Raw genomic sequence first — 19,495 nt, 5'->3', positions numbered from 1 at the left:
CGGCCCGCCGCCGCCCGGCCTCGTCGTCGCCGCGCCCCGGGCCGGCTGAGCTGGCCGAGCTGGCTGAGCTGGCCGAGCTGTCCGGGCCGTCCTGGCCGCTGGTCGGGTGCTGCACTCCCGGTGCATCGACCGGGGCCGCGCCGGCCGACGCCGGCCAGGCGGGCCCGTCGACCGGCGTCCCGAGCCGGCCGGTCGGGAGGCCCGGCGCGTCGGACGGCGCCCCGGCCCGCGCCGGCCGGCCGGTCGGGGTGGCCGACGGTGGGTCGGTGTGCAGGGTCACCGCGGGTGGGGGCGTGGCGCGGTCACTGGCCGCCAGCTCCGCGCGGATCCGCTGCCACACGTGCTCCGGTGGCGGCGGCAGCTCGCGCAGCCGCTGCGTCTGCCGGCCCAGGCCGGCCACGCCGCGCAGCTCGTCCATCTCGGTGCGGCACTGCCCGCACGTGTCGAGGTGGCCGGTCTCGTGCTGGTCGAGGGTCCCCTCACCGAGCGCCAGAAGCACCAGCCGCTCGGGCTCCAAATGTGACACCGTCCACCTCCCATCGACTGCGTAGTCTCGCCATCCCGCGCCGCAGGTGACTCTTCACCGTGCCGAGGGGCAGGCCCGTCACCGCCGCGATCTGCGGATGGGTCAGGTCGTCGTAGAACGCCAGCTCCAGCACCCGCCGCTGCTCGCCGGGCAGCTGGGCCATCTCGTCGGCGACGACGAGCCGGTCGACCACCCGGTCCGGTGGCGCCTCGACCTCGCCCACGGGGGCGAGCCGCCGCACCGAGTCGGCGATCCGGTCGTCGCGGGCCGTGGCGCGGATCTGGTCGACGACCTTGCGCCGGGCGATCCCGAGCAGCCAGCCGAGCATCGACCCGCGGGCGGGGTCGAAGCCCTCCCGGCCGAGCCAGGCCGCGACGAAGGTGGCCTGGGTGACGTCCTCGGCGTCGGTCGTGCTCGCCAGGCCCCGGGCGGCGAGGTGGAACACGGCCGGCCCGTAGCGCTCGTACGCCTGCCGCAGCGCACGCTCGTCACCGGCCCGGAACAGGCTCGTGAAGCCGTCGTCGCCGTCGGTGGTGTCATCGACGCTCGCCGAGCTCACCGTGGTTGCCGCCATCGCACAGGCACGTCCTGAAGCTATCGCATCTCAAGGGGGGACTTCCGCATACGTGTTCGGCGCGGACGGGTCCGCTGGATGCACTTCGTGGCCATTTCCACTCGCCGCATCCGGCCCGCCGGCGGGCCGCGAAACCCTGGCCGTCACTCCATCCAGACAAGGAGCACCCCAGATGCGCATTCGCAGGACGCTCGCCGGGCTCGCCGTCGTGGCCGCCGCCACGGTCGGCGCCGGTGCCCTGGCCACGGCCCCCGCGCACGCGGCCGGGCCCTCGAAGGTCTCGGTCGTGCACGGCATCCCCGGCCAGCCCGTCGACGTCTACGTCAACGGCGCCAAGACGCTGAACAACTTCCAGCCCTCCACCGTCGCCGGACCGCTGGACCTGCCGGCCGGCAAGTACGACATCGTGATCGTGAAGCCGGGTGACCCGGTGAGCAGCCCGATCATCAAGGTCGACCAGGCCGCGGTCCCGGCGGACGCGAACATCACGCTGGTCGCCCACCTGACGGCCGACGGGAAACCGACCCTCACCCCGTTCGTCAACGACGTGAGCAAGGTCGCCGCCGGCAAGGCCCGCCTGGTCGTCCGGCACACCGCGGCGGCGCCCGCGGTCGACGTGCGGGCCGGCGGACAGCCCGTGTTCAAGAACCTCACCAACCCGAACGAGGCGAAGGCCGACATCGCCGCGGGCACCGTCAGCGCCGACGTCGTCCTGGCCGGCACCACCACCGTGGCGATCCCCGCGGCAAGCCTGGCCCTCGCCGAGGGCACCTCGACCATCGTCTACGCGGTCGGCTCGGCCGAGGGCAAGACGCTGGGGGTCGTGGCACAGAAGATCGAAGGACTGCACTCGACGCCGGGTGGCGTGCCCAGTGGCACCGGAGGGCTGCTCGAGCAGCGCACTCCGTGGGGTTGGTACGCCCTGGCGACGGCCGCACTGATCGCCGCCGGCGGGGCCGGCGTGGTCCTCCGGCGCAGGGTCCGCGCCTGATGCACCGTCCGACCGGGGAAGGCGCGCTCCGCACCGGGGCGCGCCTGGCCCAGGCCGTACCGATGGCGGCCCTTCTGCTTCTTGCACTTGCGGGGTGCTCCGGTGAGCCGGCGCCGAGCGTCGGTGGTGCGGCCGCGTCGGCGCTTGCGAGCCCTGCCGCACCGGCGAGCGACGGGGTGCCGGTGCAGGCCGGGGCGTTGCCGAGCGGGTCCACCGCCATCGCGCCGGCGCGGCTGGAGATCGGCAGGCTGAAGCTGGCCGCACGGGTCGACGCGGTCGGCATCGACGCCGCGACGGGCGACTTCGCGGTCCCGCCGAGCATCGACAAGGTCGGTTGGTACCGGTTCGGCCCCGGACTGGAGGCGACCGCGGGCTCGATCGTGATCGCCGGGCATGTCGACAGTGCGGAGCAGGGCAAGGGGGCATTTTTCAGACTGCGCGAATTGGCGCCCGGGGATGTGCTGAATGTGACGGGCAGTGACGGTTCGCTGCGGGTGTTCACCGTCGTGGCCAGGGAGGTCTTCGCCAAAACCGCTGTTCCGCTGGAGCGGTACTTCGCCCGGGACGGCGCGGTGCGGCTGACGCTGATCACGTGCGGTGGCCCATTCGACGCACGCACCCGCCACTACCGTGACAACGTGGTGATCACCGCGCAACCGGCAGCGCGGTAAGGAGTGGGCGGCCGTTAGGCTTGGGCCCGATGTCGTACCTCGACCATGCCGCCACCACGCCGATGCTCCCGGAGGCGCTCGACGCCTTCGTCGCCGCGGCCCGTGCAGTCGGCAACGCCTCGTCGCTGCACGCTCCCGGCCGCCAGGCCCGCCGCCGGGTGGAGGAGTCGCGCGAGCAGATCGCCGACGCGCTCACCGCCCGACCGTCCGAGGTCATCTTCACCGGCGGTGGCACCGAGAGCGACAACCTCGCCACCAAGGGCATCTTCTGGGCCCGGCGGGCCGCCGACCCGCGGCGCAACCGGATCGTGGCCAGCTCCGTCGAGCACCACGCGGTGCTCGACGCGGTCACCTGGCTGGAGCGGCACGAGGGCGCGGCGGTGACGTGGCTGCCCGTCTCCTCCTCGGGCCGGGTCTCCGCCGCCGACTTCGCGGAGGCCGTGTCCGGAGACGATGTGGCGGTGGCCACCGTGATGTGGGCCAACAACGAGGTCGGCACCCTGCAACCGGTGTCCGAACTGGCGGCGCTCGCGGCCTCGGCGGGGGTGCCGTTCCACACCGACGCGGTGCAGGCCGTCGGGCAGATCCCGGTCGACTTCGCGGCCAGCGGCGCCGCCGCGCTCACCGTCAGCGGGCACAAGCTCGGCGGCCCGATCGGCGTCGGCGCCCTCCTGCTCGGCCGGGAGGTCGAGTGCACCCCGCTGCTGCACGGCGGCGGGCAGGAGCGCGACGTGCGGTCCGGCACCCTCGACGTGCCCGGCATCGTGGCCCTCGCCGTGGCGGTCGAGCTGTCGGTCAAGACCCAGCGCGAGACCGCCGAGCGGATCGGCCTGCTGCGCGACGACCTGGTCGCCCGGGTCCGCGCCGCGGTGCCCGGCGCGATCCTCAACGGCGATCCCACGGACCGGCTGCCCGGCAACGCGCACTTCTCGTTCCCCGGCTGCGAGGGTGACGCGCTGCTGCTCCTGCTCGACGCCCAGGGCATCGCCTGCTCGACCGGTTCGGCCTGCTCGGCGGGGGTGGCGCAGCCCTCGCACGTCCTGATCGCGATGGGTGCCGGTGAGGCCGAGGCGCGCTCGTCGCTGCGCTTCACGCTCGGGCACACGTCGACCGTCTCCGATGTCGACGCGCTCGTGGCGGCGCTGCCCGGTGCCGTGGAGCGGGCGCGGAGGGCGGGCGCGGTCAAATCGCGTTGACGCTTGGCTAGGCTTCTGGTGTGAGAGTGCTGGCGGCGATGTCCGGAGGGGTCGACTCGGCGGTCGCGGCCGCCCGGGCGGCCGAGGCCGGTCATGACGTGACCGGGGTCCACCTCGCCCTGGCCCGCAACCCGCAGACGTATCGCAGTGGCGCCCGGGGCTGCTGCACCCTGGAGGACGCCCGCGACGCGCGGCGCGCCGCCGACGTGATCGGCATCCCGTTCTACGTGTGGGACATGGCCGAGCAGTTCCACGAGTCGGTGGTCGACGACTTCGTCGCCGAGTACGCGGCCGGCCGCACGCCGAACCCGTGCCTGCGCTGCAACGAGAAGATCAAGTTCGAGGCGGTGCTGGACCGCGCCGTCGCCCTCGGCTTCGACGCCGTCGTCACCGGCCACCACGCCCGGCTCGGCGCCGACGGGCTGCTGCGCCGCAGCGTCGACTACGGCAAGGACCAGTCCTACGTCCTGGCGGTCCTGACCGCCGCGCAGCTGTCCCGGGCGATGTTCCCGCTGGGCGACTCGACCAAGGCCCTGGTTCGCGCGGAGGCCGCGGAGCGCGGGCTGGCGGTGGCGGACAAGCCGGACAGTCACGACATCTGCTTCATCGCCGACGGCGACACCCGCAAGTTCCTGGCCGACCGGCTGGGCTCCCAGCCCGGCGACATCGTCGAGGCGACCACGGGGGCGGTCATCGGGCAGCATGCGGGGGCATATGCCTACACCGTGGGCCAGCGACGAGGCCTGGACCTGCGGATCTCGGCGCCGGACCGCAACCCTCGCTACGTGCTGTCGATCACTCCTTCGACGAACACGGTGACGGTCGGGCCTTCCTCGGCGCTGGAGGTGTCCACGGTCGTCGGGACGCGGCCTATCTGGCATTTTTCGGACTTTTCGGTCGAGTGTTCCGTCCAACTGCGGGCCCACGGCTCCGTGTTTCCGGCGTCGGTGTCGTTCGATGGCTCGTCGCTCGTTGCCTCGCTGGCCTCGCCGGCGCGCGGGGTCGCCACCGGGCAGGCCATGGTCTGCTATCAGCCCTCACCTGACGGGGACATCGTGCTCGGTTCAGCCACAATTTCGGAAACTTCATGACATTTCCCTGGCCGGCGGGGTCCGCCACCGGGATCGGGTCCATGCCCGGCACCGACATCGCCGAAGCGCAGCGGATCGTGCTCGGCGAGCTGCCCGACCTGCCGCACCTGCCGGAGCTGCCGGCCCGCGGACCCGGCGCCGACATGATCGGCCGGGGTGGCGCGCTGCTGACCGAGCTGCCCGTCGAGCTGTATGCGGGCCGCTGGCGCGTCGCCTCCCGCCCCGGCCACGACCTGCGGGTCGCGCTCGACTACCTGGAGCGCGACCTCGACACGATGACGGCGCAGGCGTCGGAGTTCGGCGGCCTGTTCAAGATCCAGGTGCCGGGGCCGTGGACCCTCGCCGCGTCGCTGCAGCTGCCGATCGGCGGGGCCGTTCTGCGCGATCCGGGGGCAACCCGCGATCTTGCCGCTTCGCTGGCCGATGGGGTGGCATTGCACGTCGCGTCGGTGCGGGCGCGGCTGCCGCAGGCGACGATCCTGCTCCAGATCGACGAGCCGTCGCTGCCCGCGGTGCTGGCGGGGCGGGTGCCGTCGGAGAGTGGGTACGCCACCCTGCGTTCCGTGGATCCTTCGTTGGCCCGCTCTTCGCTGGCGTCGGTGATCTCGGCGGCTGATGTGCCGGTGGTGGTGCACTGCTGCGCCGCTGACGTGCCGCTTTCGCTGCTGCGCACCGCCGGGGCCGCGGCGGTGGCGCTGGATCTGTCGCTCATTTCGGACCTGGACGCCTTGGGCGAGTTCCTCGATGAGGGTGCGGGCCTGTTCGCCGGCGTGTCCGGGCCTGCTCCGGCGGACGCCGTGCGGGGTCTGTGGCGCAAGCTGGGGTTCCCGCTCAGCTCGCTGCCGGTCCAGGTGGTCGTCACGCCGCCGTGCGGCATCTCGGTGCCGCCGATCCCTGTTCTGCGTGCCGTGCGCGATGCCGGGCGGCGGCTCACGGACCATCTGTAGCGATTTTTTGTCGTACCCGGGCGGTAAGTTCGTGGCATGAACGACGCAGGGACCGAGCCCACCCTCGAAGCGCGTGAGCGGCACGCCGAGCTGTCCCGCGAGCTGGACGAGCATCAGTATCGGTATTACATCCTGCAGTCGCCCGCCGTCGACGACTCGGTCTACGACCGGCTGATGCGCGAGCTGGAGGCGATCGAGGCCGAGTTCCCGGCCCTCGTCACCCCGGACTCGCCGAGCCAGCGCGTGGGCGGCACGTTCTCCACCGACTTCGCCGCCGTCCAGCACGCCGAGCGCATGCAGAGCCTCGACAACGCCCTCGACGAGCCCGAGCTCGACGCCTGGGTCCAGCGCACCGAGCGCGACGCCGGCAGCCAGCCGCGCTACCTGTGCGAGCTGAAGATCGACGGTCTCGCCATCAACCTCACCTATGAGCACGGCCACCTGGTGCGCGCGGCCACCCGCGGCGACGGCCGCACCGGCGAGGACGTCACGCTCAACGTGCGCACCATCGCCGACATCCCGAACCGCCTCGCCGGCACCGACGTGCCGGACCTGCTCGAGGTCCGCGGCGAGGTGTTCTTCACCCTCGCGGGCTTCGCCGAGGTCAACGCCGCCCAGGTCGCCGCCGGCGAAAGCCCGTTCGCCAACCCGCGCAACGCGGCCAGCGGCAGCCTGCGCCAGAAGGACCCGCGGGTCACCGCGTCCCGACCGATGCGCATGCTCGTGCACGGCTTCGGCGCCCGCGAGGGGTTCAACCCCGCGAGCCAGTCCGAGGCCTATGAGCTGATGCACGCCTGGGGGCTGCCGACCTCGCCCCGCTGGAAGGTCTTCGACGACATCGCCGGCGTGCGCTCCTACATCGCCGACTACGGCAAGCGCCGCCACACCATCGAGCACGAGATCGACGGCGTGGTCGTCAAGGTCGACCAGATGTCCATCCAGCGCCGCCTCGGCTCCACCAGCAAGGCACCCCGCTGGGCGATCGCCTTCAAATACCCGCCCGAGGAGGCGATGACCAAGCTCATCGGCATCGAGGTCAACGTGGGCCGCACCGGCCGCGTCACCCCGTTCGCCGTGATGGAGCCGGTCTTCGTCGGCGGCGTCAGCGTCGCGAACGCCACCCTCCACAACGCGCACGAGGTGGTTCGCAAGGGCGTCCTCATCGGCGACACCGTCGTCATCCGCCGCGCCGGCGACGTCATCCCCGAGGTGCTCGGCCCGGTCGCGGACCGCCGCGACGGCACCGAGGTCGCCTTCGTCATGCCGACGCACTGCCCGTCCTGCGGCACGCTGCTCGCCCCGGAGAAGGAGAGCGACAAGGACATCCGCTGCCCCAATGCCCGCGCCTGCCCGGCCCAACTCCGCGAGCGGCTGTTCGCCCTCGCCAGCCGCAACGCTCTGGACATCGAGGCCCTCGGCTGGAAGTCCGCCGCCGCCCTGCTCGAGTCCGTCATCGTCAACGAGGCCGACCTCTTCGACATCGACGCCGACAAGCTCGCCAAGGCCCCCTTCTTCGTCAACAAGGACGGCTCGCTCAGCAGCACCGCCCACCAGCTGCTCGCCAACCTCCAGGAGGTCAAGGAGCGCCCCCTCTGGCGGGTCATCGTCGCCCTCTCCATCCGCCACGTCGGGCCGACCGCTGCTCAGGCCCTGGCCAACTCCATCGGCTCGATGGCCACCATCTCCACCGCCACCCCCGAGGAGCTCGCCGCCGTCGAGGGCGTCGGCCCCACCATCGCCCGCGCCGCCCACGACTGGTTCACCGTCGACTGGCACCGCGAGATCGTCGAGCGCTGGACCGCCGCCGGCGTCCGCATGGTCGAGGACCAGATCGCCTCCGGCCCCCGCCTCCTCGACGGCATCACCGTCGTGGTCACCGGCTCCCTCGACCGCTTCTCCCGCGACGAGGCCACCGAGGCCGTCACCTCCCGCGGCGGCAAGGTCTCCGGCTCCGTGTCGAAGAAGACCCACTTCGTGGTCGTCGGCGAGTCCCCGGGCTCCAAGGCCGACAAGGCCGCCACCCTGAAGGTCCCGATCCTCGACGAGGCCGCCTTCGAGGTGCTGCTCACCGAGGGACCGGACGCGGCCCGTGCCGTCGCCCAACCCACAGACGAGCCGACCGACCAGCCGACCGCCCCGGCCTCCGACGCCGAGCTGCCCGCGTAGCCGTTTCCTGGTTGGCGGGGTCGTCAGGGTCTCGGGGGTCGCGGGGGTTGTCTGTGCCGGGGTGGCTTGCCCGGTTCCGATGGGTGATGCCGTTTGCTTCGGACCGGCTTGTGCGGTGCTGCCTGCTTCGAGGTGCTGTTCGCCGTTGGGTGGGCGTGGTCTGTGCTCCTGCGCGATCTACCGACGATCCGTGCGCGGAGCTCCTTCCTGGTCGGCGGGGTTGTCAGGCCTGGTGGAGGGTTGCGGGCCTGGGGAGTCGCGGTTGCCCTTGGGTCGCGTTCGCTGGCGTGACAAGCCGAATGATTTCAGGGGGGCAGGGAGCCTGTTGCGTTTGGCGGAAAACCGTATCGTCGACGGTCGCCGCGACCCTCGATGGCCGCCGATCGGCCCGCACAGCCGTGTTTCTCTCAGCACGGAACGTGAGCCGGCCATTTCGCAACGGGCTCCAGATGCCCGGAGATCGTTCGGCCTGTCGCGCCAGCGCACGCTTGACAAGACCTTCACGGATCGAAGGACCTGTCTGGTCGCCCGCACGACCAAAGCCGTCCTTCGATCACGCCCGGTCGCGTCCGCTCGCGTGGTGTCCGACGCGCCGGGCTGTGGCCAGTTCACGAGCGAGCCGCCGCGCACTGGTGTGGCGCGGTGCACGGCTGGCCTGCGGAGTTGACGTTCCCGGGCTGCCGGCCGAGCGGCGTAGCGGAAGCAGATCGAGATCTTGAGGCCCCGCCACACGGTTCGGAGTCCGCCGGAGCGGCGTTTCATCCTCTTTGTCTGACCTGTTCCAACGCCAGCGCCGCCAGGTCGATCATCAGGAAGATCCGCTGGTGCGACCGTCGTGGCGAGCGGTAGGAGGGCGCACGCCTTTCGTAAAGGAAAGGTTGCGCTAAGTGACTGAAGTGGTGTGACGGAACGTCCTGGAATCGCTACGGAGATGGCGGGCGGGGAGATCAGATTCGCCCGGTCGGACGAATGGCGGGCGTTTTGTGCATCGATTCAGCATCCTTTCCGGTTTCGGCGCCGGTTCAGGGTGCAGGCTCGCAGAGCGTCACGACGGAGTGGTCGGCGGCACCCGAAGCGGGGGAGTGGATGGAGCAGAGCGCGCTGCGCAACGTCGCGCCGCCTCGGCACGCTCGTCGGTTCTTCGCGTACGTGGCGGTGGTGGTCGCAGCCGGGGCGGTGCTGCTGGCCGTGCACCTGCCCGGTGGGTTCCCGCAGAGCCTGCCTGCGGCGTTCTGGGTGCTCGCCGGATGCGCCGTGATCGCCGACACCAGGCCGTTCGTGCAGGTGGGCCGGGATGACGTGCTGCTTGCGTTCCCGTCGGTGTGCTTCACGTTCGCGATCCAGCTGGCGTTCGGGTTCGCGCCGGCGGTGCTGGTGCAACTGGCGGCGGTGGCGATCGCCGCTGGTTGGCTGCGGCACACGGCATGGCGGGCCGGGTTCAACGCCGCGCAGTACCTCGTCTCGTTCGCGGTGGCGGACCTGATCGTCAGGCGGTCGCATCACGTCGGCTGGATTCTGGTGGCGGCGGTGGCCTGGTTCGTGGTCAACAACCTGCTCGTCTCGACCGCGGTGTGGCTGCGGTTCGGGAAGGGGTGGCGGGCCCGGTTCGCGCGGGCGGTCAGGGTGGACGCGCTGGCCACCGGCGCGCTGCTGCTGTCGGCGCCGGGGCTGGTCGCGGCGGCCCGGGTCGACGTGCTGCTGATCCCGTTGGCGTTGGTGACGTTGTACGCCGTGCGCCGGATGACCGTGCTCTCCGCCGAGCGGGCGCTGGAGGCGCGCCGGGATCCGTTGACGGGCCTGGCCAACCGGAAGGGGCTCGAGCTGGCCGTCGCCAACCGGCTGCAGGAGCACGCCGAGCGGGCGGCGAACCAGGAGGCCACCCGGCGGCTGGCGCTGCTGCTGCTGGACCTCGACGGGTTCAAGCAGGTCAACGACTCGCTCGGGCACCGGGTCGGCGACCGGCTGCTGGTCGAGGTGGCGCGGCGGCTCACGGACCGGGCCGACGCGGAGGTCGGGCGGCTCGGCGGCGACGAGTTCGCGATCGTCGTGCCGCACCTGCGGGACGTCGAGGAGGCCAGGGCGCCCGCGGAGCGGATCATGGATGTGTTGCGGGAGCCGGTGCTGCTGGACGGGCTGCCGATCGACGTGGGCGGGTCGGTGGGTGTCGCGGTGTACCCGGAGCACGGCACCGACTTCGAGGAGCTGATGCAGCACGCCGACGTCGCCATGTACGACGCGAAGGGCCGCGGCGACAACCTCGCGGTGTACGCGCCCGAGGCGGACCACAACTCCCCGGAGCGGCTGAGCCTGCTGGCCGACCTGCGCAGGGCGCTGGAGAGTCCCGACGACACGGGCATCGCGCTGTACTATCAGCCGCAGGTGGAACTGGCGACCGGTGAGGTCGTCGGGCTGGAGGCCCTGCTGCGGTGGCAGCACCCGGAGCGCGGCCTCGTCGACCCCGAGGAGCTCATCAAGGTCGCCGAGCACAGCTCGGTGATGCGGCTGCTGACGTTCCGGGTGATCGACGACGCGATCGACCAGCTGGCGGCGTGGACAGCGGCAGCGAACGGTGCGGCGGCGGCGCGGGTCCGGGTCGCGGTCAACGTGAGCGTCCGGGACCTGCACACGGGCGAGATCGCCGACCGGATCGCGGCGAAGCTGCGGCAGACGGGGATCGAGCCGGACCGGCTGGAGCTGGAGATCACGGAGAGCGCACTGATGGCCGATCCGCGGCGAGTGCTCGCCACCCTCGCGCGGTTGGATCGGCTCGGGATCGCGATCGCGCTGGACGACTTCGGCACCGGGTACTCCTCGATGCTGCACCTGCGCCGGCTGCCGCTCAAAGAGGTGAAGATCGACCGGTCGTTCGTGCTGGGGGTGGCCACGGACCCCGACGACGCCGCGATCGTGCGGTCCATGATCGACCTGGCGCGGGCGCTCGGGCTGCGGATCGTGGCCGAGGGCGTCGAGGACGAGCGCACCTGGCGGATGCTGGTCGAGGCGGGTTGTGACCTGGCCCAGGGCTGGTATTTCGCCCGGCCGATGCCGCCGGAGCGCCTCCTCGACTGGCTGACCCGGCACCGCCGCTCAACGGTCGCGCACAGCAACTGAGCTCGCCGCGCACAGCGAGTGACGCCGTGCACGGCGGCTGACGGGGACGAAATAGACTGCGTCGAGCCGACTGTTGAAGGAGCATTGCGCCCATGGCCACCATTTCCCGCGAAGAGGTGGCGCATCTCGCGCGCCTCGCGCGGCTTGCAGTCACCGATGACGAGCTCGACACCTTCGCCGGGCAACTCGACGTGATCCTGCAGGCCGTTGCCCAGGTGGGCGAGGTCGCCGCGGTTGACGTGCCGCCGACGTCGCACTCCGTTCCGCTGACCAACGTGTTCCGCGACGACGTCGTCGTGCCGGGGCTGACGCGCGACGAGGCGCTCTCCGGTGCACCCGACGCCGAGGAAAACCGCTTCCGCGTCCCGCGGATCCTGGACGAGGAGGCCTGAGCCATGACTGACGTCACCAAGCTGACCGCGGCCGAGCTCGCCCGCAAGCTCGCTGCGAAGGAGCTCTCCGCGGTCGAGGTCGCCACCGCCCACCTGGACCGCATCGACGCGGTCGAGGGCAAGGTCCACGCGTTCCTGCACGTCGACCGTGACGGCGCCTTGAAGGCGGCCAAGGACGTCGATGACGCCCGCGCCAAGGGTGAAACCAAAGGCCCGCTCGCCGGGGTGCCGATCGCGGTCAAGGACGTGATCACCACCAAGGGGGTGCCGACCACCGCGGGGTCGAAGATCCTGGAGGGCTGGCGGCCGCCCTACGACGCGACGATCATGACGCGGATGCGCGAGGCCGGGCTGGTCATGCTCGGCAAGACCAACATGGACGAGTTCGCGATGGGATCGTCCACCGAGTACTCGGCCTACGGCCCCACGTACAACCCGTGGGACACCACCCGCATCCCCGGCGGCTCGGGCGGTGGCTCGGCCGCGGCCGTCGCCGCCTACGAGGCGCCGCTGGCCATCGGCACCGACACCGGCGGCTCGATCCGCCAGCCGGCCGCGGTCACCGGCACCGTCGGCGCGAAGCCGACCTACGGCGGCACGTCGCGCTACGGCCTCGTGGCGTTCTCGTCCTCGCTGGACACCCCGGGACCGTGCGCGCGGACCGTCGAGGACGCGGCGCTGCTGCACGCGATCATCGGCGGCCACGACCCGCGGGACTCGACGTCGATCCCGCAGCCGGTGCCCGACGTCGTCGCCGCGGCCCGGCTGGGCGCGACCGGTGACCTCAGCGGGGTCAGGCTCGGTCTGGTCAAGGAGTTCGCCGGCGACGGCGCCGAGCCGGGCGTCGCCGCCGCCTACCGCGAGTCGGTCGACGCGCTGGTCAAGCTGGGCGCCGAGGTCGTCGAGGTGTCGTGCCCGAGCTTCAAGTTCGCGCTGCCGGCCTACTACCTGATCGCGCCGAGCGAGTGCTCGTCCAACCTGGCCCGCTTCGACGGGGTCCGGTTCGGGCTGCGCAGCGGCGACGACGGCAAGCACAGCCTCGAAGAGGTCATGCAGCTCACCCGTGAGGAGGGGTTCGGCGCGGAAGTTAAGCGCCGGATCATCCTGGGCACCTACGCGCTGTCCGCCGGCTACTACGACGCCTACTACGGGCAGGCGCAGAAGGTGCGGACGCTGATCAGCCGCGACTTCGCGCAGGCCTTCGAGAAGGCGGACGTCCTGGTCGCGCCGACCACGCCGTTCGTGGCGTTCCCGCTCGGGTCGCGCACGTCGGACCCGTACCAGATGTATCTCGCGGACCTGTACACGATCCCGTCGAACCTCTACGGCGGGCCCGCGATCTCGGTGCCGGCCGGACTGTCCGAGGGGCTGCCGGTGGGGCTGCAGATCATGGCACCGACGATGGCCGACGACCGGATGTACCGGGTCGCCGCCGCCCTCGAGTCGGCGCTGCCGCCGTTGACCCCGCCCGCGCTGTGAACGCCGAAGGGGCGGCCCTCAACGGGCCGCCCCTTCGAAAGCGTCAGCCGCGGCTGCCCTGCCGCCACGAGAACGGGCCGGGCAGGTCGACACGGTTCTTCTTGCTCCGCGAGTTCCACGACCAGGGGCCCAGCTTGAAGCTCCAGGAAGAGAACCCTTCCTGGGTGAAGTGGAAAATGAACGGGCCGAACTTCTTGCTCTTCCGAAACTGCACCGGCATGGCGTTCTCCTCTCCAGGTGAACTGTTGATACCCAATGCCGGGCGTGGATACACCAGAGGCTGAAAGTAGGCGTTAGATGAGCACCGTGACCCAGCTGTCGTATGACGAGGCGGTGGCCCGCTTCGAGCCGGTCATCGGCCTGGAGACGCACGTCGAGCTCGGCACCAACACCAAGATGTTCTGCGGCTGCCCGACCGAGTTCGGCGCCGAGCCCAACACCCAGGTCTGCCCGGTCTGCCTCGGCCTGCCCGGCGCGCTGCCGGTCGCCAACCGCGCCGCGATCGAGGCGACGATCCGGATCGGGCTCGCGCTCAACTGCTCGATCGCGCCGTGGGGCCGCTTCGCCCGCAAGAACTACTTCTACCCGGACATGCCGAAGAACTTCCAGATCAGCCAGTACGACGAGCCGCTGTGCGTCGACGGGTACCTCGACGTCGACGTCGACGGCGAGCTCGTCCGCATCGGCATCGAGCGGGTGCACCTGGAGGAGGACACGGGCAAGTCGCTGCACGTCGGCGGCTCCACCGGCCGCATCCACGGCGCCACCGAGTCCCTGGTGGACTACAACCGGGCCGGCATCCCGCTCGTCGAGATCGTGACCAAGCCCGTGCCGGGCACCGGAGCCCGAGCCCCGCAGATCGCGAAGGCCTATGTCACGGAGCTGCGCGACGTCATCCGGTCGTTGGGGGTGTCGGATGTGCGGATGGAGCAGGGCTCGATGCGCTGCGACGTCAACACGTCCCTGAACCGGCCCGGCGCGGAGTGGGGCACGCGGACCGAGACGAAGAACGTCAACTCGCTGCGCAGCGTCGAGCGGGCCGTCCGCTCCGAGATCATCCGGCAGTCCGGGGTCCTGGAGAGCGGCGGCACGATCACCCAGGAGACGCGGCACTTCCACGAGACCACCGGCGACACCACGTCGGGGCGCAGCAAGGAGACCGCGACCGACTACCGGTACTTCCCGGAGCCGGACCTCGTGCCGCTCGCCCCGGCGGCGGAGTGGATCGCCGAGCTCAAGGCCGCCCTGCCCGAGCTGCCCCGGGTCCGCCGGCAGCGCCAGCAGGCCGAGTGGGGCTTCTCGGACCTCGACATGCAGTCCGTACTGAACGCCGGAGCCTGGGAGTTGATCGAGGCGACAGTCGCCGCCGGTACCAACGCCGCAGCCGCCCGCAAATGGTGGCTGGGGGAGCTGGCCCGGCACGCGAACGAGACGGACACCGAGCTCGACGCGCTCGGCGTCAGCCCGCAGGCGGTCGCCGAGCTGCAGGGCCTCGTGGACGCCGGCAAGATCAACGACAAGCTGGCCCGGGTCGTGCTCGAGGGCGTCATCGCCGGCGAGGGCACGCCCGCCGAGGTCGTCACCGCGCGCGGCCTGGAGGTCGTGTCGGACGAGGGCGCGCTGACCAAGGCGGTCGACGAGGCGATCGCGGCCAACCCCGACATCGCGGCGAAGGTGCGCGACGGCAAGGTCGCCGCGGCGGGTGCGCTGGTCGGCGCGGTCATGAAGGCCACCGGCGGCAAGGCCGACGCGAAGACGGTCCGCGAGCTCGTCATCGCCCGCTTGTCGTAACCGAGGGGCTCAACGACGACGACGGCGTCGGCACCGCGGAGATCGACGGTGCCGGCGCCGCCTTCGTGTCCGGGGCCACGATGTGCCGCTGCAGCGACACCTCGGTCAGGCCGGTCCCGCCGACCTGGATGTCGTCGTACGCGGTGAGGTGCCGGTCCTCGTCGAAGTACAGGATCGACAGCGCGAGCGGCAGCGGCTTGGCGCTCTCCAGGCCGCGCAGCCCGGCGCCGCCCGTCGAACCCTCGACCATCAGCAGCGTGCGCTCCGGCTGCGTGGCGATCGGCGACGCGGCGTCCGACGGCAGCACGATCGGGATGTTCGGGTCGAGCCGGGTGATCGAGCGGGCGTGCCGGTGCCCGGCCAGCACGAGGGGGCAGATCCCGGCCAAGGGCTGCGCGGCGACGGGGTCGTGCACCATGGCGACGTCGACCGGTTTCGGGCTGGACAGGATCTTCTGGGCGAGCCGCTCGCCGGACGCGACGACGGCGGCGTGCTGCTCGGCGTCGGTGGCGTCGGTCGACTTGTCCGGGGTGAACCGCGGGTCGCCGATCCCGGCGAACGTCAGCCCCTTGACCGTGGTGATCGAGTTGTCGAGCACGGTCGCGTTGGGCTGCTTCGCGACGGCGGCGGCCGTCACCGCCGAGTCGTGGTTGCCACGGACGTAGAGGTACGGCACCCGCAGTTTGCTGATCTCCCCGACGTAGGAGGACTCGGGCTCGCTGCCCCAGTCGTTGATGTCGCCGGTGTCCACGACGACGTCGACGCTGAACTGGTCCGCGACGGTCCGCACCACGCCCCACGCCGCCGGGTTCAGGTGCATGTCGGAGATGTGCAGCACCTTCGTGGCGCTGGTGTTCGGCTCGTACACGGGCAGCGCGGAGATCGTGCCGTACAACTTGGAAACGTTGAGCACGATCTTCTGCAGCTGTGCCCGGTACTCCTCGTAGCGGTCCGTGATCCGGCGGGCGTCGCCGATGATCGCGGGCGCGTTGACCAGCAGGCCGCGGTAGGTCGGCTCCTGGATCGCCGCGGGCTTGAACGTCAGCGCGGTCGCGCCGCCGACCGAGGCGAGCACCGCGACGACCACCAGGCCGGCGATCGCCGTCTCGCGCCGGGCCCGGAACGCCAGCCCGACGAGGATCATCGCGCCGAGCAGGCCGGAGCCGGCGGTCTGCATTGCCAGCCGGCGCACGCCCAGGTTGAGCTGGTCGACCGCGTCGTGGCTGACCTGCTCCAGGTTGCCGCTGTCGGCGACGACGGCCCGGGTCCGGGCCTCGTCCAGGGACTCGAGGCGGATCTGCAGGTGGGCCGGTCCGTCGTGGCTGTCCAGTTCGAGCGAGCCCAGCGGCGGGATCTCCACCGAGGTGTCACCGTGCAGCGACGGCGTCAGCGACAGCTGCGCCTGGAACGGGCCGATGTCCTGGGTCGTGTGCCCGCCGAGCTGGACACCGATGAGCATGCCGATGATCGCGACGACACCCAGCAGGACGCCGCGCAGCACGCGCCTGGTGCGGCGCCAGCGCGCGCTGGGGGCCGGGCGGAACGGATGGTGCCGCCGCTCGGCGGCCATCACGATCGCCCGGCGCTGCATCCGGCGCGCGGCCACGGCGGCCCGCCGGCGGAAGGGCGAGTTCAACTCTTGCCGGCTCCGCCCACGTTGCTGATCACGATCCGCAGCAGTTTGTCATCCTCGGGCTTCGGTGTCCCGCGGCCGTCCTTGTTGGACGTGGAGACCCAGATGCTGTTGTCGGGCGCGGCCACCGCTGCCCGCAGCCGGCCGTGCGCGTCCTTCAGCAGCGGGCTCGGTGCCCCGAGGATGCCGCCCTGGTCAGTGAGCTGCATCACGTACAGCCTGGCGCCCTTGAGACACGACGTGATGAGGAACCCGTCGACGTACGCCAGGCCGGAGCACGACGCCTCGGACGTCTTCCACACCTGGATCGGGTCGACGAACTTCGCGTCGCCGCCCTTGCCCTCGTAGGTCGGCCAGCCGTAGTTCTTGCCCGCCTGGATCACGTTGATCTCGTCCCATTCGCCCGAACCGAACTCCACGGCGTACATCCGCTGGTTCTTGTCCCAGGCGAACCCTTGCACGTTGCGATGTCCGTAGCTGTACACCGCCGTTCCGAACGGGTTACCGGGGGCCGGCTTGCCGTCGGGCTGGACGCGCAGGATCTTGCCGCCGAGGCTGTTGAGGTCCGGCGCGTTCTCCGGCTTGGCCGCGTCGCCGGTCGACACGTACAGCATGCCGTCCGGACCGAAGTGGATCTGGCCGCCGTTGTGGATCGACGACTTCGGGATGCCGGTCAGGATCGGGGTCGGCGGCGAGCCGAGCGTGAGCTTCGCGACGCGGTTGTCGTCCTTGGCGGTGTAGTAGATGAAGACCGTCTGATCGGTGTCGTATGTCGGCGACACCGCGATGCCCATCAGGCCGCCCTCGCCGCCCGGCACGACCTCGTTGATCGTCTGCACGGTGGTGACCGCCCGGCCGTCGGAGGTGGACTCCTTGCCGACCTTCAGGATCTTCTTGCTGTCGCGCTCGGTGACCAGCGCGGAGCCGTCCGGCAGGAACGCGATGCCCCACGGCACGGTGAGGCCCTTGACCAGCACGCTGGTGGCGACCTGGGTCTGGCCGTCGTCCTCCGCGCTGCCCGAGGTCGACGCGCTCGGATACGGCGACATCTTCGGCGGCGAGCCCAGTTCGTCCGGGGGCGGCGGGCCGAACGAGCAGCCTGCGAGGGCCAGCATTGCCGCGGCGGCCGCCGTCAGGCTCTTTGCGTACGTCCGGGCGTTCACCCGGCCAAGACTAGCGTTGCCCGACATCATCTTCCTTTCAACCTTTGCGAGCGGGGTGGCGTCTGCCCGGGTGACGGACATTCATCTTTGAAGGAGCCACACGGCGGGCGGGGAGTTCCAGGAATTCGTCGAGGTGCGGTACGGCGACCTCCTGCGCACGGCGTACCTGCTGACCGGCAGCCAGCACGCCGCCGAGGACCTGCCGCAGGGCAGCCTGCTGCGGGTCATGCGGCACTGGAACCGGGTCGACGAGCCGGCGGTCCCGGGGTGGTTCGACGAATAGCTACTGTGCTCCGGTGAAGGTTTGCATCCCGCACGAGGCCGGACTGCCGCTGCTCGGACCGCTGCCCGCTGATGTCTCCGTCTCCGTGGACACCGCGCCCGTCGACGTCGACTTCTGGGTGCCGCCGTTCCTCGCCCCGCCGGACGTGGTCGAGCTGGCCGGGGCGATGCCTCACCTGAAGGTCGTGCAGCTCATGAGCGCCGGCGCCGACCGGTGGGCCGGCCGGCTGCGCGACGGCGTCCAGCTGTGCGACGCCCGCGGCGTGCACGACTCCTCCACGTCGGAGTGGGTCCTCACCGCGATCCTGTCCTACCTGCGGGACTTCCCGTACTTCGTGCGCACGGGACGGCAGTGGGCGTATCGGCAGACCGACGAGCTCGCCGGCAAGCGGGTGCTGATCGTCGGTGCCGGCTCGATCGGCGCCGCGGTCGAGGCCAGGCTCGCGCCCTTCGAGGTGTCCGTCACATCCGTGGCCCGCCGGGCCCGCGACGGCGTGCACGGCGTGGACGAGCTGCCGTCGCTGCTGCCGTCCGCGGACGTGGTGGTCGTGCTGGTGCCGCTCACCCCGGCGACGACCGGTCTCGTCTCGGCGGAGTTCCTGGCCGCGATGCCGGACGGGGCGCTGCTGGTGAACGCCGCCCGGGGACCCGTCGTGGACACCGACGCGGTGCTGGCCGAGACGGCATCCGGCAGGATCGGCTATGCGACAGATGTCACCGAGCCCGAGCCGCTGCCGGCGTCCCATCCACTATGGGATCTGCCGAACGTGCTGATCACTCCGCATGTCGCGGGTTCGGTACGAGGGCTGTTCCGCCGCGCCTATGAGTTGGCTGGTGCCCAGGTGCGCCGCTTCGCGGCGGGGGAGCCGCTGATCAACGTGGTGGTCGACGGCTACTGATCCGGGCTCGTCAGCGCCGTCATGCGTTCGACTGATCCCGGGCCTGTCAGCGCCGTCATGCGTTCGACTGATCCGGGCCCGTCAGCGCCGTGATGCGTTCGACGTCGGCCGGTCGGACCGCGTCGAGCTTGACGAAGTGACCGTTGGCCAGGCGGGCCTGGACCGTGCCGTCCTGGCTGACCAGGCCGTCGACCGCGGCCCACGGCACGCGCCGGCTGCCGAGCAGGGCCCGCACCGTGAAACCGGCCGCGTCGACGTCGGTGCCGGCCCGCCACGCCCACACCGCGATCGCGATCGGCACCAGGAGGACAGGCAGGAACCAGAGGCCGCCGGCCAGCAGCGGGATCGCGCCGATGGTGGCGATGCCGGCCGCCACGGCGAGCGACGCGCTGCGCCGGAACCTCACGGTGGGGCGCGTGGTACGGGTGGTCACCGGACAAGTCTCGCACCTTTCGTGGAACTGCTTCTTGTCGGTGGGTCGGGGCATACTGACGCGGTGGGGGATCACGATGGGGGCGGACGCCTCTCGCTCGGCGCGGCGCCCGGGGTTACGCTCGGTGCCGTGTTCGACGTGATCGCGACA

17 protein-coding genes and 1 pseudogene are annotated in these 19,495 nt (G+C 71.4%); 12 read left to right on the top strand and 6 right to left on the bottom strand.

What is annotated here, in order from left to right:
• Together ACFPIJ_RS03310 and ACFPIJ_RS03305 are read right to left on the bottom strand one after the other, a co-directional pair.
• Nucleotides 1–526: pseudogene (locus ACFPIJ_RS03310) on the bottom strand (hypothetical protein); the annotation flags it as partial.
• The gene (locus ACFPIJ_RS03305; RefSeq protein WP_203846351.1) at nucleotides 480–1,100 is read right to left on the bottom strand and encodes an RNA polymerase sigma factor; all 621 of its coding nucleotides are present in this window, start codon (nucleotides 1,098–1,100) and stop codon (nucleotides 480–482) included. The gene ACFPIJ_RS03305 and the pseudogene ACFPIJ_RS03310, both read right to left, overlap by 47 nt.
• A gap of 172 nt (nucleotides 1,101–1,272) precedes the next feature.
• Here ACFPIJ_RS03305 and ACFPIJ_RS03300 point away from each other — a divergent pair, with 172 nt between their 5' ends.
• From ACFPIJ_RS03300 to gatA, 9 genes are all read left to right on the top strand, one after another.
• A complete protein-coding gene (locus tag ACFPIJ_RS03300) occupies nucleotides 1,273–2,091 on the top strand; it encodes a DUF4397 domain-containing protein (RefSeq protein ID WP_380113047.1) in 819 nt (272 codons plus the stop codon).
• Nucleotides 2,091–2,762, top strand: coding sequence for a class F sortase (locus tag ACFPIJ_RS03295; protein ID WP_380113046.1), 672 nt, complete (start codon nucleotides 2,091–2,093; stop codon nucleotides 2,760–2,762). The genes ACFPIJ_RS03300 and ACFPIJ_RS03295 overlap by 1 nt, the downstream gene beginning before the upstream one ends.
• Nucleotides 2,763–2,791: 29 nt before the next feature.
• A complete protein-coding gene (locus tag ACFPIJ_RS03290; RefSeq protein ID WP_380113045.1) occupies nucleotides 2,792–3,958 on the top strand; it encodes a cysteine desulfurase family protein in 1,167 nt (388 codons plus the stop codon).
• Between the two features lie 20 nt (nucleotides 3,959–3,978).
• Nucleotides 3,979–5,049 (top strand): tRNA 2-thiouridine(34) synthase MnmA, encoded by a 1,071-nt coding sequence (mnmA, locus tag ACFPIJ_RS03285; protein ID WP_380113044.1) that lies wholly within the window; start codon nucleotides 3,979–3,981, stop codon nucleotides 5,047–5,049.
• Complete coding sequence (locus tag ACFPIJ_RS03280) at nucleotides 5,046–5,996, top strand: uroporphyrinogen decarboxylase/cobalamine-independent methonine synthase family protein (RefSeq protein WP_380113043.1); 951 nt, start codon at nucleotides 5,046–5,048, stop codon at nucleotides 5,994–5,996. The genes mnmA and ACFPIJ_RS03280 overlap by 4 nt, the downstream gene beginning before the upstream one ends.
• A gap of 36 nt (nucleotides 5,997–6,032) precedes the next feature.
• Complete coding sequence (gene ligA / locus ACFPIJ_RS03275; protein WP_380113042.1) at nucleotides 6,033–8,162, top strand: NAD-dependent DNA ligase LigA; 2,130 nt, start codon at nucleotides 6,033–6,035, stop codon at nucleotides 8,160–8,162.
• A 1,086-nt stretch (nucleotides 8,163–9,248) separates the two neighbouring features.
• The gene (locus tag ACFPIJ_RS03270; RefSeq protein WP_380113041.1) at nucleotides 9,249–11,273 is read left to right on the top strand and encodes a putative bifunctional diguanylate cyclase/phosphodiesterase; all 2,025 of its coding nucleotides are present in this window, start codon (nucleotides 9,249–9,251) and stop codon (nucleotides 11,271–11,273) included.
• Nucleotides 11,274–11,365: 92 nt separating this feature from the next.
• The gene (gene gatC, locus ACFPIJ_RS03265; protein WP_380113040.1) at nucleotides 11,366–11,665 is read left to right on the top strand and encodes an Asp-tRNA(Asn)/Glu-tRNA(Gln) amidotransferase subunit GatC; all 300 of its coding nucleotides are present in this window, start codon (nucleotides 11,366–11,368) and stop codon (nucleotides 11,663–11,665) included.
• A gap of 3 nt (nucleotides 11,666–11,668) precedes the next feature.
• On the top strand, nucleotides 11,669–13,144 hold the full coding sequence (gatA, locus tag ACFPIJ_RS03260; protein WP_380113039.1) for an Asp-tRNA(Asn)/Glu-tRNA(Gln) amidotransferase subunit GatA: 1,476 nt from the start codon (nucleotides 11,669–11,671) through the stop codon (nucleotides 13,142–13,144).
• A gap of 43 nt (nucleotides 13,145–13,187) precedes the next feature.
• Here gatA and ACFPIJ_RS03255 read toward each other — a convergent pair whose 3' ends face one another.
• Entirely contained in the window at nucleotides 13,188–13,364 is a 177-nt protein-coding gene (locus ACFPIJ_RS03255; protein WP_327005912.1) for a DUF4236 domain-containing protein, read from the bottom strand.
• Between the two features lie 77 nt (nucleotides 13,365–13,441).
• On the opposite strand from ACFPIJ_RS03255, the gene gatB reads away from it, so the two are divergent.
• Complete coding sequence (gene gatB, locus ACFPIJ_RS03250; protein WP_380113038.1) at nucleotides 13,442–14,935, top strand: Asp-tRNA(Asn)/Glu-tRNA(Gln) amidotransferase subunit GatB; 1,494 nt, start codon at nucleotides 13,442–13,444, stop codon at nucleotides 14,933–14,935.
• Here the strand turns inward: gatB and ACFPIJ_RS03245 are convergent.
• Entirely contained in the window at nucleotides 14,916–16,505 is a 1,590-nt protein-coding gene (locus ACFPIJ_RS03245; RefSeq protein WP_380113078.1) for a metallophosphoesterase family protein, read from the bottom strand. The two genes, gatB and ACFPIJ_RS03245, sit on opposite strands and share 20 nt — an antisense overlap.
• 62 nt (nucleotides 16,506–16,567) lie before the next feature.
• The gene (locus ACFPIJ_RS03240) at nucleotides 16,568–17,758 is read right to left on the bottom strand and encodes a PQQ-dependent sugar dehydrogenase (RefSeq protein WP_380113037.1); all 1,191 of its coding nucleotides are present in this window, start codon (nucleotides 17,756–17,758) and stop codon (nucleotides 16,568–16,570) included.
• Between the two features lie 106 nt (nucleotides 17,759–17,864).
• On the opposite strand from ACFPIJ_RS03240, the gene ACFPIJ_RS03235 reads away from it, so the two are divergent.
• Both ACFPIJ_RS03235 and ACFPIJ_RS03230 read left to right on the top strand, forming a co-directional pair.
• Nucleotides 17,865–18,014, top strand: a complete 150-nt coding sequence (locus ACFPIJ_RS03235) for a sigma factor (RefSeq protein ID WP_380113036.1) — start codon at nucleotides 17,865–17,867, stop codon at nucleotides 18,012–18,014.
• 13 nt (nucleotides 18,015–18,027) lie between these two features.
• On the top strand, nucleotides 18,028–18,912 hold the full coding sequence (locus ACFPIJ_RS03230) for a 2-hydroxyacid dehydrogenase (protein WP_380113035.1): 885 nt from the start codon (nucleotides 18,028–18,030) through the stop codon (nucleotides 18,910–18,912).
• A gap of 55 nt (nucleotides 18,913–18,967) precedes the next feature.
• On the opposite strand, the gene ACFPIJ_RS03225 is transcribed toward ACFPIJ_RS03230, so the two are convergent.
• Nucleotides 18,968–19,345 carry a PH domain-containing protein gene (locus tag ACFPIJ_RS03225; protein WP_380113034.1) on the bottom strand — a complete coding sequence of 126 codons (378 nt, stop codon included), beginning with the start codon at nucleotides 19,343–19,345 and terminating at the stop codon, nucleotides 18,968–18,970.
• Between the last annotated feature and the right edge of the window lie 150 nt (nucleotides 19,346–19,495).

The sequence above is a fragment of the Dactylosporangium cerinum genome, from assembly GCF_042653625.1.
GTDB lineage: Bacteria > Actinomycetota > Actinomycetes > Mycobacteriales > Micromonosporaceae > Dactylosporangium > Dactylosporangium cerinum.
The sequence above is the reverse complement of the archived record's forward strand: the minus strand, read 5'-3'. Positions and strand labels throughout refer to the sequence as shown.

What these genes read in the sequence shown, in the direction of transcription:
- ACFPIJ_RS03305 (WP_203846351.1), bottom strand. Translation starts at nt 1,100, where the DNA reads ATGGCGGCAACCACGGTGAGCTCGGCGAGCGTCGATGACACCACCGAC.
- ACFPIJ_RS03300 (WP_380113047.1), top strand. Translation starts at nt 1,273, where the DNA reads ATGCGCATTCGCAGGACGCTCGCCGGGCTCGCCGTCGTGGCCGCCGCC.
- ACFPIJ_RS03295 (WP_380113046.1), top strand. Translation starts at nt 2,091, where the DNA reads ATGCACCGTCCGACCGGGGAAGGCGCGCTCCGCACCGGGGCGCGCCTG.
- ACFPIJ_RS03290 (WP_380113045.1), top strand. Translation starts at nt 2,792, where the DNA reads ATGTCGTACCTCGACCATGCCGCCACCACGCCGATGCTCCCGGAGGCG.
- ACFPIJ_RS03280 (WP_380113043.1), top strand. Translation starts at nt 5,046, where the DNA reads ATGACATTTCCCTGGCCGGCGGGGTCCGCCACCGGGATCGGGTCCATG.
- ligA (WP_380113042.1), top strand. Translation starts at nt 6,033, where the DNA reads ATGAACGACGCAGGGACCGAGCCCACCCTCGAAGCGCGTGAGCGGCAC.
- ACFPIJ_RS03270 (WP_380113041.1), top strand. Translation starts at nt 9,249, where the DNA reads ATGGAGCAGAGCGCGCTGCGCAACGTCGCGCCGCCTCGGCACGCTCGT.
- gatC (WP_380113040.1), top strand. Translation starts at nt 11,366, where the DNA reads ATGGCCACCATTTCCCGCGAAGAGGTGGCGCATCTCGCGCGCCTCGCG.
- gatA (WP_380113039.1), top strand. Translation starts at nt 11,669, where the DNA reads ATGACTGACGTCACCAAGCTGACCGCGGCCGAGCTCGCCCGCAAGCTC.
- ACFPIJ_RS03255 (WP_327005912.1), bottom strand. Translation starts at nt 13,364, where the DNA reads ATGCCGGTGCAGTTTCGGAAGAGCAAGAAGTTCGGCCCGTTCATTTTC.
- gatB (WP_380113038.1), top strand. Translation starts at nt 13,442, where the DNA reads ATGAGCACCGTGACCCAGCTGTCGTATGACGAGGCGGTGGCCCGCTTC.
- ACFPIJ_RS03245 (WP_380113078.1), bottom strand. Translation starts at nt 16,505, where the DNA reads ATGGCCGCCGAGCGGCGGCACCATCCGTTCCGCCCGGCCCCCAGCGCG.
- ACFPIJ_RS03240 (WP_380113037.1), bottom strand. Translation starts at nt 17,758, where the DNA reads ATGTCGGGCAACGCTAGTCTTGGCCGGGTGAACGCCCGGACGTACGCA.